General features: G+C 42.9%; 17 protein-coding genes. 3 read left to right on the plus strand and 14 right to left on the minus strand.

Annotated elements, in window-relative coordinates:
* Positions 1-7: 7 nt before the first annotated feature.
* The 3 genes from QNH43_RS20235 to QNH43_RS20245 all read right to left on the minus strand — a co-directional run bounded on the left by QNH43_RS20235 (position 8) and on the right by QNH43_RS20245 (position 1,792).
* Positions 8-814 carry a DUF1444 domain-containing protein gene (locus QNH43_RS20235; protein ID WP_076364642.1) on the minus strand — a complete coding sequence of 269 codons (807 nt, stop codon included), beginning with the start codon at positions 812-814 and terminating at the stop codon, positions 8-10.
* 50 nt (positions 815-864) lie between these two features.
* Positions 865-1,176 carry a thioredoxin family protein gene (locus QNH43_RS20240; protein WP_283915404.1) on the minus strand — a complete coding sequence of 104 codons (312 nt, stop codon included), beginning with the start codon at positions 1,174-1,176 and terminating at the stop codon, positions 865-867.
* A gap of 109 nt (positions 1,177-1,285) precedes the next feature.
* Positions 1,286-1,792, minus strand: coding sequence for a hypothetical protein (locus tag QNH43_RS20245; protein WP_283915405.1), 507 nt, complete (start codon positions 1,790-1,792; stop codon positions 1,286-1,288).
* 123 nt (positions 1,793-1,915) lie between these two features.
* Here QNH43_RS20245 and QNH43_RS20250 point away from each other — a divergent pair, with 123 nt between their 5' ends.
* Positions 1,916-2,365: a YtoQ family protein gene (locus tag QNH43_RS20250; protein ID WP_192206091.1), complete on the plus strand. Its 450-nt coding sequence runs from the start codon at positions 1,916-1,918 to the stop codon at positions 2,363-2,365.
* 94 nt (positions 2,366-2,459) lie between these two features.
* Here the strand turns inward: QNH43_RS20250 and QNH43_RS20255 are convergent, their stop codons facing one another.
* The 3 genes from QNH43_RS20255 to QNH43_RS20265 form a co-directional block, all read right to left on the minus strand.
* The gene (locus QNH43_RS20255) at positions 2,460-3,329 is read right to left on the minus strand and encodes an AraC family transcriptional regulator (RefSeq protein ID WP_283915406.1); all 870 of its coding nucleotides are present in this window, start codon (positions 3,327-3,329) and stop codon (positions 2,460-2,462) included.
* 118 nt (positions 3,330-3,447) lie between these two features.
* A complete protein-coding gene (locus QNH43_RS20260) occupies positions 3,448-3,969 on the minus strand; it encodes a DUF84 family protein (protein ID WP_076364632.1) in 522 nt (173 codons plus the stop codon).
* A gap of 75 nt (positions 3,970-4,044) precedes the next feature.
* On the minus strand, positions 4,045-5,124 hold the full coding sequence (locus QNH43_RS20265; RefSeq protein WP_283915407.1) for a M42 family metallopeptidase: 1,080 nt from the start codon (positions 5,122-5,124) through the stop codon (positions 4,045-4,047).
* A 177-nt stretch (positions 5,125-5,301) separates the two neighbouring features.
* Between QNH43_RS20265 and QNH43_RS20270 the strand changes: the two genes are divergently transcribed.
* Positions 5,302-5,619, plus strand: a complete 318-nt coding sequence (locus QNH43_RS20270; protein ID WP_283915408.1) for a PepSY domain-containing protein — start codon at positions 5,302-5,304, stop codon at positions 5,617-5,619.
* A gap of 49 nt (positions 5,620-5,668) precedes the next feature.
* Here QNH43_RS20270 and QNH43_RS20275 read toward each other — a convergent pair whose 3' ends face one another.
* Together QNH43_RS20275 and trmB are read right to left on the minus strand one after the other, a co-directional pair.
* The gene (locus tag QNH43_RS20275) at positions 5,669-6,514 is read right to left on the minus strand and encodes a YtnP family quorum-quenching lactonase (protein ID WP_283915409.1); all 846 of its coding nucleotides are present in this window, start codon (positions 6,512-6,514) and stop codon (positions 5,669-5,671) included.
* A gap of 140 nt (positions 6,515-6,654) precedes the next feature.
* Entirely contained in the window at positions 6,655-7,293 is a 639-nt protein-coding gene (gene trmB, locus QNH43_RS20280) for a tRNA (guanosine(46)-N7)-methyltransferase TrmB (protein WP_283915410.1), read from the minus strand.
* Between the two features lie 241 nt (positions 7,294-7,534).
* On the opposite strand from trmB, the gene QNH43_RS20285 reads away from it, so the two are divergent.
* On the plus strand, positions 7,535-7,810 hold the full coding sequence (locus QNH43_RS20285) for a YtzH-like family protein (protein ID WP_283915411.1): 276 nt from the start codon (positions 7,535-7,537) through the stop codon (positions 7,808-7,810).
* On the opposite strand, the gene QNH43_RS20290 is transcribed toward QNH43_RS20285, so the two are convergent.
* The 6 genes from QNH43_RS20290 to QNH43_RS20310 all read right to left on the minus strand — a co-directional run bounded on the left by QNH43_RS20290 (position 7,811) and on the right by QNH43_RS20310 (position 12,863).
* The gene (locus QNH43_RS20290) at positions 7,811-8,593 is read right to left on the minus strand and encodes a phosphotransferase family protein (RefSeq protein WP_076366247.1); all 783 of its coding nucleotides are present in this window, start codon (positions 8,591-8,593) and stop codon (positions 7,811-7,813) included.
* 292 nt (positions 8,594-8,885) lie between these two features.
* Positions 8,886-9,842, minus strand: coding sequence for a diacylglycerol/lipid kinase family protein (locus tag QNH43_RS20295; RefSeq protein WP_283918407.1), 957 nt, complete (start codon positions 9,840-9,842; stop codon positions 8,886-8,888).
* The gene (locus QNH43_RS27660; RefSeq protein WP_349654777.1) at positions 9,829-10,131 is read right to left on the minus strand and encodes a hypothetical protein; all 303 of its coding nucleotides are present in this window, start codon (positions 10,129-10,131) and stop codon (positions 9,829-9,831) included. Before QNH43_RS27660 ends, QNH43_RS20295 begins: the two co-directional genes overlap by 14 nt.
* Complete coding sequence (locus QNH43_RS20300; protein ID WP_349654778.1) at positions 10,128-10,835, minus strand: hypothetical protein; 708 nt, start codon at positions 10,833-10,835, stop codon at positions 10,128-10,130. The genes QNH43_RS27660 and QNH43_RS20300 overlap by 4 nt, the downstream gene beginning before the upstream one ends.
* A gap of 21 nt (positions 10,836-10,856) precedes the next feature.
* Positions 10,857-11,420, minus strand: coding sequence for an RNA 2',3'-cyclic phosphodiesterase (thpR, locus tag QNH43_RS20305; RefSeq protein WP_283915412.1), 564 nt, complete (start codon positions 11,418-11,420; stop codon positions 10,857-10,859).
* 204 nt (positions 11,421-11,624) lie between these two features.
* On the minus strand, positions 11,625-12,863 hold the full coding sequence (locus QNH43_RS20310; RefSeq protein ID WP_283915413.1) for an Nramp family divalent metal transporter: 1,239 nt from the start codon (positions 12,861-12,863) through the stop codon (positions 11,625-11,627).
* Between the last annotated feature and the right edge of the window lie 83 nt (positions 12,864-12,946).

Genomic DNA, 12,946 nt, shown 5'->3' on the forward strand with positions numbered 1-12,946 from the left:
CAATATATCATTGTTCACGCTTTTTGTTTTTACCCATAATGAAGATGGGCTCCAACTCATTTTCTTCATAAAGAAATGATAGAGCCGTTATCGGAACATGACCGCTGGCAAAGAAGCTCATCGCCATTTGCGCAAGAATATCATAGCCCGTATCATTCTTCACATCAGCAATGATGATGACGTCCTGATGGGGAATGGCCACAGCCATGGTTCCCTCGATCTTGTCCTTCATTTCCCGAAGCCATGATTCATTCAGGATCCTGCTGGCATCATATCCATCATTCGTGTTCAAAAAATAAAATGCATTACCTGCAACGATATCCGACTTCATTTCAGTGGAGAGGGAACGGGCATTAAAAAGGGCAATTTCACGGATCCTGTCACCCTGCCAATTTTCCCTTTGAATCATCTTTTCATCTATAAGACGGTAGGTTTTCCCTAGATCAAGGGCATAAAAAATCCGGGTTTCAGCCGTATGCTCATCGAACAAAAATGGATTTCCTTCTTCCGATTCCATTGGAAAGGAGGTCGAGCGGATGACTGGGAAAATGAATTTCTCCTTGCCTTCCATGCTGTGTTCTCCCCCCATCACATTCAGGGCCTCTTCCACGTAATAGATAATTTCATCGATGGCCTTTTCCTGTACGTTTTCATAGTTAGCAAGTACAGGAGGCAATTCGATGGTGATCCCCTTCCCGGTCTTCACATTTTCCACCCGTAACGTATCTTGCTTGCTATCGAATTTGAATGCGCGATTTTCATCTTTTAAACGTTCCTTCAGGATATTTTTCAGCTTCGTGCTGTCCATTTTCATGACTGACCCTCCTCTTCATTGAAAAATCCCCAGCGAGAAGGGGAAATTGATTATAGTGATTGTATGAATTCCTCAATTTGTTCTTGCGTTTTGCGATCCTTGCTCACGAATCTGCCTAGCTCTTTACCATTATCATACGCGATGAAACTTGGTATACCGAATACATCATTAGCCGCACACACATCGATGAATTCATCACGGTCCACATGAATGAATGTAAAGTCAGGAAATTTCGTTTCAATCTCCGGCATTATCGGTTCGATTACACGGCAATCCCCACACCATGCCGCTGAAAAAAGAAAAATATGTTTGCCTTCATTTTTTAATGCATCATATTGCTCGACGGTTTGTAAATTTTCCATTTGAATATTCCTCCTGCTCTAAATGACACCTTAGTTTTTATAATCCCATCATACCAGACTCTCCAGAAATCAACCATTAATACGGATTGGTTGAAAGGCAGGGGTCAGCTTATTTCTGGGGCACGGATGAAACGATTTCCATCATTTGTTTCGCATCGGCTTTTAATTGGTCTTTATCCGTTTCGGTTGTCAGCTTCACCCCGCCGATCCCCACTGCGAGCTCATACTTTTCTTTCGGTATCTCTTTGATCGAAATAAAGCCGAATTTATCATCAGTTTGAAAAGAATGCAGCATTATATTTTGATCATCTTGTTCCTTTATCGCCAAATATAGCACGGAGCTGTCTTCTTTTTCATTTGGATTGACAAATAATATATAAATCTTATCACCTTTTTGTAAAATCAAATTATTATCATGTTCTTCCACTACTTTATAATCCTTTGGCAGATAGACCTGAATTAGCCCTGCCTCTTGATTTGGCTGTTTTTCATCGTCACGAAAAGCCACTTCAGCAGCCTTCATTGCCTTTTCGGTTTGTCTCTCTATACCTGAGCAGCCCACGATCAAACTGCTTATCAACAGGAAAGTAAGGATATTCTTATTCGATAAAGCCATCGTCATTCCTCCAGCCGTCTCTTTTACTACCTTATGGATAATATTATCCTTATTTATGGAATTCATCCATTTTCTAAAAAACATGGTACAATGAAAGCAATTTTAATACCAAGGAGGAAAACAATGAAGTTAACCGTGTATCTTGCTGGGGAGATCCATTCCAATTGGAGAAGTGAACTGAGAGATAAGGCCGCTGCACTGAAGCTTCCTTTAGAATTTGTCGGCCCGATGGAAAATCATGAACGCTCCGATAATATCGGTGAAGATATCCTCGGGGAACAGCCGAATCCCATCCTGAAGGATGCGGCCGCTTCCCAAATCAATAATTTGCGGACAGGTCTTTTGATGAAAAAAGCTGACCTTGTCGTCGCCCTGTTTGGTGAGAAATATAAACAGTGGAATACTGCCATGGACGCAAGCACCGCCATTTCCCTGGGTAAACCGCTTATTTTGATCCGTCCTGAATCCCATCATCATGCCTTAAAGGAATTATCGGAAAAGGCGAGTGTCACGGTAGAATCCGTTAACCAAGCCATGAAGGTGCTTTCTTATATTTTTGAAGAAGGGCTGTAAATCTCCCTGTCCTTAACTGTCCGGCTCAGATTTATAAAGAAACGAAAAAAAGCTTGCAGGGCATCCCCTGCAAGCGAAAAACGAATCGTTTATCTTATCCCTTTTTAATGGGAATCCAAATTTCGGAGTAATAGTCAGGGTTTGAAGGGTCGTCATTCGCGTATACTTCCAATTCTGGAGTTCCGGCATGTTCATAACCGCTGGTAGGGAACCATTCGGAAAAAATTCGTTTCCAAGCTTGTTGGATGGCCTCAGGCATAGGTCCGTGAACTTCGAATGCAACCCACTTGGAAGCCGGTATCGTAAGCGTTGAAAACTCTTCAGGCACTTTCCCGGCATACTCTGCACCTATCCAATAATCCATCGTTTCATTTTTTTCCACAGCCCGCTTATCGACACATACACCAATCAAGCCATCTATTTGGCCATTGTTCAACTTCGCTAACCTATCTCCTGTTCCATCCGAATTCACTTTCTCCCACAACTTTGGAATCCCAATCAAATTCTCTCCATTAACCAAGGAAAACTCTTGCTTGATTCCAATCAATTGAAAGGAATCCCTTTCAAGGATATTGTATTTCATCGGTTTTGCCCCTTTCAGAATCACCTGTATCACCAGACGTTCATAGAATTTCAGCTTCCCCATATACTTTCGGGCTTCGCTTGGAGATATCCCATGCTGCCTTCGAAAAGCTTTCGAGAATGCCTCGGGGGTGTCATAGCCATACTTGTAGGCTAAATCAATGACCTTTCCATTTGTTGATGAAATTTCCTGGGCCGCTAAGGTCAGTCTTCGTCGACGGATATAGTCACCAATGGTTATATCCGTTAAAATCGTGAATGTCCGTTGAAAATGAAAAGCTGAGGCATTCGCCTGCCTGGAAATATTCTCGATCGTCAGGTCCTCCAATAAGTGTTCCTCGATATATTCGATGGCCTTTTGGATTGATTCAACCCACCCCATTTCGCTCCCCCCTTATCACTATACTAACAATGCCGCTCAATAAAATCCTGTCCGTTCCTGCTCTGTTTTGGCAGTGTTCGTTTCCATCATTCGAAATTCGCTTTTCCATGACAGTGATTCAAGAATCCTGCTTTCCCATTTTCAGCCTATACTCGTGTTGACCGGCTAACATCCTCATGATATGAAGGAACATTTCCCCCCTGGTGATTCGCTCATTTGTAAATACGCCGATCGCACCTTCCTTTTTGCTAATATTCTCTTGCCTTGTGAAGGCGTCCATCACCGGGCCCAACTCTTCACCGTCCAGCAGCTTCCCAGCAACAATTCCCGGAACCGGGATTCTCGCTCCGGCAGCTACAAAGACCTCACCGTCCCTTGTTGCCATTGCACCCCAATTACATAGAAACAGCGCTTGTCCCATTTTCACGACACCGCCTTCAAGCCCGATACCCATTTCGGCATCACTGTGAATCAAGCAGTTCCGGGCACGTGTCATTGCCCCCTCCATCGTTTCCTCGTCTGAAAAAGGCTGTTCCGGGACCCCGCTCTCCACTTGAAGCGAAATGATTTCTGCATCTTCATATACACCAAGCACGGCACTTACTTTTGCCGGATTTTTACTGCCTACTGCTATTTTCAATATAATTACCTTCCTTCCATGTAAAAAAAGCTGATGGAAAAGGATTCATGACATCATCCCTTTCCCATTCAGCTTCTAGCATAAACCGTTATTAATCAAGGTCTCGTATGTCGTTTTATCACAGGAACGAACCAATTTCCCAATCAGTTCACGTGCAGCGGCATAATCATCAATATGAATCATGGATGCATGTGTATGAATATAGCGGGAACAAATGCCAATCACCCCGCTTGGAATGCCTTCGTTTGCAATATGGACTTGCCCTGCATCCGTGCCGCCTTGGGAAACGAAATATTGATACGGAATCTCATTCGACTCGGCCGTATCAAGGATGAATTCCCTCATGCCGCGATGAGTGACCATCGAACGATCGAAGATGCGGAGCAGTGCCCCTTTTCCTAGCTGGCCAAATTCACTTTTGCTGCCGGACATATCGTTCGCCGGACTTGCATCCAAAGCGAAGAAAAGATCCGGTTTGATCATATGAGCTGCAGTTTGCGCACCCCGTAATCCGACTTCCTCCTGGACGGTTGCCCCGGAATATAAGATATTCGGTAACGTTTCACCTTTTAAATCTTTTAACAATTCTATCGCAAGTCCGCAGCCGTAACGATTATCCCACGCTTTTGCGAGGATTTTCTTCTCATTGGCCATAGGAGTGAATGGACAAATCGGTACAATCTGCTGACCTGGCTTAATACCGATTCTCTTCACATCTTCCTTATCATCCGCCCCGATATCAATCAGCATATTTTTGATATCCATTGGTTTTGACCGTTGCGATTCATCAAGCAAATGGGGCGGAATCGAACCGATGACACCAATGACCGGACCGTTATCGGTTATAATCTCGACTCTTTGGGCCAATAGCACTTGGCTCCACCAGCCTCCCAGGGTCTGAAAGCGGATCATTCCATTTTCCGTTACGGAGGTGACCATGAATCCCACTTCATCCATGTGTCCGGCAACCAGTACAGTCGGCCCATCCTCATCGCCTCTTTTAACGCCAAATATTCCGCCAAGGCGATCCTGGACGATTTCATCCGAATACTTTTCCAGCTCCCTCTTCATGAAACTCCGAACTGCATGTTCATTTCCCGAGGCTCCCGGCAATTCCGTCAATGTTTTAAAAAGTTCCAAAGTCTCATGATTCATTTTTCTACCCCTAACCTATGTATTGTTTCTTACTATTTTACAGAACTTAGCATCGTGATACACTAGAAAGTTCTAATTTATCAGTTAATGGGTAAAATTTCAAATTATTAGTCAAATAAAGCGTTCTTCTGTATACTGGAAGAAGCGATTTTAATAAATGCAATGGAGGAGAAATCAATGAATTGGAAAACGTTTTTACTAGGTACTGCAGCCGGGTTTGCTGCTGGCTATGCGACAAAACAACTATTGGATCAATCAAGTAAACCTTCTCCCGATAAAGTCTTGTCCCAAGTGAAGGAAACAGTCAAAAAGGATGGAAATATATATGGCTCATGGATCTTGATGAAGCCGGAGAATTATACAAAAAATGACTTGGACTATGAAGTTTACAAAGGCGGGATCACCAGAAACACAGAGGGTAAACGCGAGCAATTCGAATTTGTTGCAGATGCCTCAACAGGAACGATATTGGAGCTTAATGCGCAAAATGATTGAAACAACAACAGGAGGGCCGTCAAATGACGTCCTCCTGTTACTTTCCCTCTTATCGCTCCCGTTTCAATTCGGCTATGATTTCCTTACCCGTTACATCCCATTTGATGGCACAATATTGGGCATCATGGTAGAAGCTGTACCAGGACCCATTTTCCAGTCCGGATTTCATCCACTTTTCCTTCGCCTCAATGGAAGTCATGGGATAATCATCATAAGCGAGGACCCAGAGAACATTCGCATGTGCGTGCGTCGGCATGATATCTGCCATGTGAATCAATCTATCCCCGCCATCCTCAATGACGATGATCGCATGTCCATCACTATGCCCCCCGGTATGGATCATTTTAATGCCGTCCGTAATTTCCTGCTCACCTTCAAAAGGACGTACAAGAGAAGCGACAGCCTCCCAGTTTTCTGCCCAATATGTACTTTTTGAACGAATATTCGGTTTTTTCATTTCCGTCCATTCTGTTTGTGTCGTGATGATTTCTGCACGCTCAAAAACAGGCACCCAAGTTTCACCTTCACGTTTCGTCAAACCGCAGGCATGGTCGAAATGTAGATGGGTCATTAAAATGTAATCGATATCATTTGGCTGAATCCCAAGTCTGCCAAGATCTTCGACAAGGTTGGATTCCTCCGTCACCCCAAAATTCCGTTTCTGCTTGTCATTCAGCTTTCCATTGCCAATACCGGAATCTATAAGCATGTTCAATCCATTGGCCTGCACCAAAATCGGATCCGTACGTAACTCGATTTGGTTATTTTCGTTAACAGGATACTTCTTGGCCCAAAGCGGTTTCGGTACAACACCGAACATCGCACCGCCATCCAAGTGAGTCACACCGCCATTCAACCATGTTAATTTAATTTCCCCTATTTGCATCGTTTCCATTTTACCCCTCCTCTCCCTTTAGTTTAACATCCACTTCCATATATTGAAATCGATAACAATCAAGTCATCCTCGTGAATGAAATACACCGCCTTAACAAGGAAAAAAACCAGATGCCGTGCACCTGGTTTTTGATCGATGATTATTGGAACATTGCTTCCAAACGGTATATCCGGTTGCCTTTACTCGAGAACTTTTCTTCATATTCAGTCATGATGTTACCTTCAAAATTGCTATTGTGTAGATCAAGGCTTACATATTTCAAGAGCATGCCGTACTCGGAAACACTTTTCAAGGAAGATTCGAATAACCCTTGGTTATCCGTCTTGAAGTGAATCTCGCCTTTGTCTGGCAGGATGCCTTCATATACTTCGAGGAAGGTCTTATACGTTAACCGACGTTTTGCATGACGTGATTTCGGCCATGGATCGGAGAAATTCAAGTAGACGCGGTCCACGTCACCTTTTGCAAAATAGTCCCCTAAGTTCGCTGCGTCAACATTCAACAGCTTTAAATTTGGAACATCCGCTTCAATCAGCAAATCCAAAGCAGCTACAATGACGCTTCCATATACTTCAATTCCAATGAAATTCACATCAGGATGGGCTTTTGCCATTTCTGTGATGAAACGGCCTTTTCCCGTACCCACTTCAATATATAACGGATTATCGTTACCGAAAACTTCATGCCATTTACCTTTATGGCTCACTGGCTGCTGAATTACATATTGTGGAAAATCATTCAAACGGTCTTCAGCCCAAGGTTTATTTCTTAAACGCATGATGACACCCCTATTTAAAATATAATCGTTCAAACCATAACACGAGTGCATGGATTCCTGCAAGTTGATTTTTTCAGGAAACACACACTGACCAAATAAAAAAACTGCCGGCCATCCAGGCGACAGTCTCTGTAGTTTTCATGTATAAAACTTTCAGCAAAACACACCATAAATAAGTGAAGGGCAGGCGAGAACCGCCTGGGAATCCCTTGAATCATATTCAAGAAAGGAGAGGAATTATATGCCGCTTTCCCATGAACATCAAATGTCACTATTGAAAGATATATTGACCAACCATCAAACAGACTGCTGCGGATCCGTTTCTGAATGTGAACAGGTTGAAAGGCTCGTCAAATCATTAATGGTCAATATGGAAATTGACAGCAATGTGAAAACGATACTGTCGGAGATTTACGAATACAGTCAGACAGGCATCGGTACCGCCGATTTAGATGCACATATTTCAACCCACCAGAACGACCTGTCCCAGTGGGTGGATGATATAGATCAATTCTGATCAGCCAACCATCAATAATGCTTCCAGCTTTTGCAGTAATTCATTTCTTTCCTCGTACCGCTTTCTGCGATGATGCCATTGGATGGAAAGCACAAGTTGTGAAACCGTGTGCCATTTCATCCTCATCTCCAGGCCTGCGTCAAGCTTCTTGCCGTAACGGGCAAGCCATTGATTCCATTCTTCCCTTGGGACATAAGAATACAGGAGTATGCCGAGGTCAATGGCCGGATCGCCAATGACCGCTCCGTCCCAATCAATCAGGAACAATCCGTCGGTTTCGGTCATGAGCCAATTATTATGGTTCACATCACAATGACAGACGACTTTTTCGTCGCATTCAATCAACAGGAGATTATTCTGTAAAAAATGGATGGCCTGCTTGATCATCGGAATATCCGTAACATCCGAAGATAACCCGGTTTCTATGTCTGTAAGTATACTTTCAGGTCGTAAAGGGGATTTCCCAAGCCTTTTGAGCATGCTTAACAAAGGATCGGATTGATGAATTTTTTGAAGCAGCTTTGCGACTCTTATATTGTTCATTTCCTGCTGAGATAGCTCCCTGCCTTCCATCCAATGCTGGGCCGTAATTACATCCCCATTTTCCAGGCGTTTTGTCCACATTAACTTTGGAACAATGCCCTCAGCCGAAAGAACAGCTAAAAATGGCGATGAATTTCGTTTAAGGAAGAGCTTCTGCCCCTCTTTCTCGGCAATAAAGGCTTCTCCCGTAGCTCCTCCGGCAGGGGATATATCCCACTCCTGACCTAATAAATGTTCCAACTGGTTCACCTTCGATTTCCTCGCTTAATCATACAAATGTGGGTACGTTCACCTAGTGTATGTATTACCACTACTTTGAGTCCATGTTTTATAAAAAATCCGCCTGCTGGCGAAGCTGCATATATACTTGCATCGGGATGATACCCGCAATTAAAAACATCCTCATTTTAGAGAAATAAAAAAATAGCTATTGAGCAATTAAACAATAGCCATAAATTAAATTTTAGTTGAAAAACGGTTTCTTCGTCAAGTACTATAAAACGATTATACGCATAAAACAAAAACAAATAAATCATTTCATATTTTTGCATGGGTCATCATCCTTGAACATGACGCGCATTTTCTCTTTCAGAACCACTGCAGCTACTTCATGCGTACCAACAATTTCCCCATCGGACTGGATTTTTACTGACCCTTGATTCTTCATTTTTATCATTTTACCGGAAAAAGAATCAACATTTTTCATGTTTAGGTGACCGCCCCAAAAAACGGTGATGAAGACGGTCAATAATTTCAACAAAGTAATATCATGGACCGCAATCACGTTCAACCTGCCATCATCCAGTTTTGACATCGGTGAAATTTTCATCCCACCGCCAAAGTAGGGCTGGTTCGCAATAACAATGAACCAAACCTTTTTCAAAAGATGCCGATCACCATCAATGATCAATTCCATGCAGCTGGGCTTGTAAGTAAATATCTTTTTTATAAAAATGAACAGATAAATTAATTTACCCGCCCTGACAAAATTAAACCATTTTTTCAGAGGGGAACGTTCTGCTTCATCGGATATTTCAGCATCAATGCCCATTCCCAGGCAGTTCACGAAATAACCCGCCTTGCCATTCGTCTCGTACCGTCCAATATCAATGGCACGGCAGGCATTATCCTGAAATAAAGAAAGAGCTTCTTCCACACTCTCCGTTTTTTGAATGCCCCTTACATAATCATTGCCGGATCCAGCCGCAATGGAGCCGATGATAGCGTGAGGGAACCCGATGGCGCCATTTATCATTTCATTAATCGTGCCATCTCCCCCGACAGCGATCACCCGGGTATCCTGATTCGTCCCTGATAGAATTTCCTTCGTCAATCTTAGCGCATGCCCCTTTTCACGTGTAAAGAACACCTTATGGGGAATGGCTTTTGATTTCAGTATTTCCTCGGTTTTTTTCCAAATCTTCAAACTTTCTTCATTTCCAGCCATTGGATTGACAATGAAATATACCGTTTCATTAAGGTGCGGCATGCTCATTTCCTTCTGTTTGTTTATAATCGGCTTCCCATTCAGGTCGCAGGCTGGATGTAGTTTGGCAATATTCAAGCAATGCCTGCGCCCCTTTTAACTGCTGTGCCTTAAGAGGGGACGATATAGCCCGCAGCCTTTCAAACCATTCGGGGAAGGCCCGTTTATCCAATATCGTAATATCATAAGGGGCTTCGGGATAATCGACATATCCATTCCGGGATAAAACCACCTTTTTAATCGGCATGTTCACTTCATATTGCTCAAATAACTGGGAGGCGATGTTCGTCATCCGATTTGCACCCAACAAAGGGTTGAGCACTTTTTATCAGGATGCTTATGATGCCTTCGGACCCAGAACCGTTCACTCGAACCGATGAAAGCAGCGTCTTCTTCCGCTTCCAGAAAAGTGATGCACCAAGCATCAACAGGGGTCAATAAAATGACTTCGACTTCAACAGGCGCATTTTTCAATAGAAAGATAGGTTTATATAATACGAGAAACGTATCCGGAAAACGCTGCAGAAAAAAGCGGAGCCTCTCATCCAAAAAGAATGATTGGTCCACAAATGACTTTTCACGAAGCGTCGAACTCCCCCATTTCAATTGAAAACGGAGCAATTGATTTAAAAAATTTTGCTTTAATTCATCCAGACTGTCCGGCTGGAACGGAAATCTTAACGAAAAAACATTAGTATCTTCGATTTGGTTCGGTATTAGCAGTTCTTCTGCTTCTGCCTCCTGTTTACCTGTCCGGTGGAATATACCTTTCACCTTTTTAAACAGGCCCTTTGACGCTTCCTGAGGAGGATCAAATTTGACCTGCGTTTCACTTTCAGTATGTTCGCTATACAGCCGATCTAGCTCGCCCGCATTATAAGCAGCCTTCAATTTATCCCATTGCTGTTTTTTCAACCGTGCAAATTGTGTTGGATAACGATAAATATCCTGCTCATACCGTGAAATATAATCCTGCATCTTTATGAGCTGTGCCATTCGACCACCACCCATTTCTCTCTATTTTTGAAGGTTTATCGTGAAAATCTTTTCATATGAAGGGGAAGCCCCAAGATGTGTTTGATATAACGCAACCTGAACTGCCTCAAAATGCTTATCCTCCAAATTCGCTATCTGGCGAACGCTCTCCAACGAAAAGGGACTATCCCCCTCGAATTTTCTTGCAAGCGTAATATGAGGCTTAAACGGCTTCTTATCAAGTTCAAAACCTGCTTCGATACAAGAATTATAGACTTTCCTTTGAATGGAAAAAAGCCTTTCTTGCTGCTTGACGCCTGCCCATAGGATCCTTGGACTCTCACTCTTGCCAAAACCGCCGATATCGCCGAGTTCCAAGCCGAATGAGGCCTCATTGGCAAGCTCGTTTTCCACCCGCCTCACAGCACCCTCTTTCAATGTATCGGGAGCATTGCCCAAAAATGCCATCGTAATATGATAATCGGCTGGATGCAGCCATTTCTTAAATGGAAAGTCTTGCTTTATTTGTTCCGTAACAGCATATAAATAAGCCTTAATATCATCAGGCAATACTAAAGCAAAGAAAAAATGAGTATTCATGGTCATTTACATTCCTTCCTGTTTTCCCTTTAATTTTACCATAATTTCCATTGCCTATACCTTTTCCTGGGCTTCCTAATAAATATTCCCTCCTTCAGGAACATTCCCAATCTACCATACTATGAACGAAGGGTCGCATAAAACGAAAAATACAGCAAGAATAAAACAAAAAAGGACCAAAAAATTGGTCCTTCCCTGACATTTCTTCTTTTAGCTGAACAGTGTTTCGTACAGCAGGAACAAGTTCAGTCCAATGATAAGTACAGCTATAAGCCAAGCGATGCCCGAGGTGATTTTATGGTTGACCAAGCTGCCCATGATTTTTTCATTGCTTGTAAACATGATCAATGGCACTAAGGCAAACGCGATGCCGAACGAGAGTACAATTTGGCTCATCACAAGTGCTTTGGATGGGTTCACTCCCCATAATATTATGAGCAGGGGCGGAACGGTGGTAATGACCCTTCTTAAATAAATCGGTATATGCCTTTTAATGAATCCTTGCATGACTACATCACCTGTCATTACACCAACGGATGAGCTGGATAAACCGGCAAATAATAATCCTATTCCAAAGAACATCGCGACTGATGGTCCAAGCATCGCACCGAATTGTTGATAGGCAACATCCAAGTCCTCTACAAGTATTCCATTCTTATGAAATAGGGCAGCTGAAACTATGACCATGGCGGCATTGATCGCGCCTGCAATCAACATGGCGATGACAATGTCAATTAGCTCAAAACGAAAAATCCTTTTTCTTTCCAAATCGTTTTTTCCGACTATTCTTCTTTGAGTCAAAGAAGAATGAAGGTAGATCGCATGTGGCATAACGGTGGCTCCAAGCATACCGGCCGATAGCAAAATACTGTCCACTCCCTCGAACTTTGGAGTGAAGAGTCCTAATACAACGGCTGAAGTGTCAGGTTTTGCATAAAAAACTTGAGCACCAAATGCTATCACAACGACAAATATCATGACCGTGATCAGAGCTTCGAATGTCCGATAACCCCTGCGCTGGAATTCGAGAATGGCAAAGGAACCAATCGCCGCAATTATTGCCGAAGTGATAAGCGGTAAGTCAAATAGCAAATAAATCCCTAGTGCAGCTCCTATGAATTCAGCTAGGTCGGTTGCCATTATAACGGCTTCGGCCTGAATCCATAATAAGAAAGATGTTTTTTTCGAAAATCTTTCCCTGCATAGCTCTGGAAGGTTCTTTCCAGTGGCTATCCCCAATTTAGCTGATAGTGATTGGATTAGCACAGCCATTAAATTGGATGCGAAGATAACCCATAATAACGTATAGCCATATTTTGACCCGGCTGTAATATTGGTCGCATAATTCCCTGGATCAATATAGGCCACAGCCGCTATAAAGGCAGGCCCTAGATAGGGAAGCAGTTTTTTTATTCCTCTTGAAGAAGATTGATGCAACACATCGGACATATCTATTTCAACTCCTTTTTACACGCAACTCAAATTGTTGCGACAGGTAAACTTTTTAGGTTATTAGCAAGTATATTCCTGGT

The sequence above is a fragment of the Peribacillus simplex genome (genome assembly GCF_030123325.1).
Lineage (GTDB): Bacteria > Bacillota > Bacilli > Bacillales > DSM-1321 > Peribacillus > Peribacillus simplex_D.

Bases quoted from the DNA above. Each gene is read 5' to 3' on its own strand.
- QNH43_RS20235 (WP_076364642.1), bottom strand. From the start codon at position 814: ATGAAAATGGACAGCACGAAGCTGAAAAATATCCTGAAGGAACGTTTA.
- QNH43_RS20240 (WP_283915404.1), bottom strand. From the start codon at position 1,176: ATGGAAAATTTACAAACCGTCGAGCAATATGATGCATTAAAAAATGAA.
- QNH43_RS20245 (WP_283915405.1), bottom strand. From the start codon at position 1,792: ATGGCTTTATCGAATAAGAATATCCTTACTTTCCTGTTGATAAGCAGT.
- QNH43_RS20250 (WP_192206091.1), top strand. From the start codon at position 1,916: ATGAAGTTAACCGTGTATCTTGCTGGGGAGATCCATTCCAATTGGAGA.
- QNH43_RS20255 (WP_283915406.1), bottom strand. From the start codon at position 3,329: ATGGGGTGGGTTGAATCAATCCAAAAGGCCATCGAATATATCGAGGAA.
- QNH43_RS20265 (WP_283915407.1), bottom strand. From the start codon at position 5,124: ATGAATCATGAGACTTTGGAACTTTTTAAAACATTGACGGAATTGCCG.
- QNH43_RS20270 (WP_283915408.1), top strand. From the start codon at position 5,302: ATGAATTGGAAAACGTTTTTACTAGGTACTGCAGCCGGGTTTGCTGCT.
- QNH43_RS20275 (WP_283915409.1), bottom strand. From the start codon at position 6,514: ATGGAAACGATGCAAATAGGGGAAATTAAATTAACATGGTTGAATGGC.
- trmB (WP_283915410.1), bottom strand. From the start codon at position 7,293: ATGCGTTTAAGAAATAAACCTTGGGCTGAAGACCGTTTGAATGATTTT.
- QNH43_RS20285 (WP_283915411.1), top strand. From the start codon at position 7,535: ATGCCGCTTTCCCATGAACATCAAATGTCACTATTGAAAGATATATTG.
- QNH43_RS20295 (WP_283918407.1), bottom strand. From the start codon at position 9,842: ATGCCGCACCTTAATGAAACGGTATATTTCATTGTCAATCCAATGGCT.
- QNH43_RS27660 (WP_349654777.1), bottom strand. From the start codon at position 10,131: ATGACGAACATCGCCTCCCAGTTATTTGAGCAATATGAAGTGAACATG.
- QNH43_RS20300 (WP_349654778.1), bottom strand. From the start codon at position 10,835: ATGGCACAGCTCATAAAGATGCAGGATTATATTTCACGGTATGAGCAG.
- thpR (WP_283915412.1), bottom strand. From the start codon at position 11,420: ATGACCATGAATACTCATTTTTTCTTTGCTTTAGTATTGCCTGATGAT.
- QNH43_RS20310 (WP_283915413.1), bottom strand. From the start codon at position 12,863: ATGTCCGATGTGTTGCATCAATCTTCTTCAAGAGGAATAAAAAAACTG.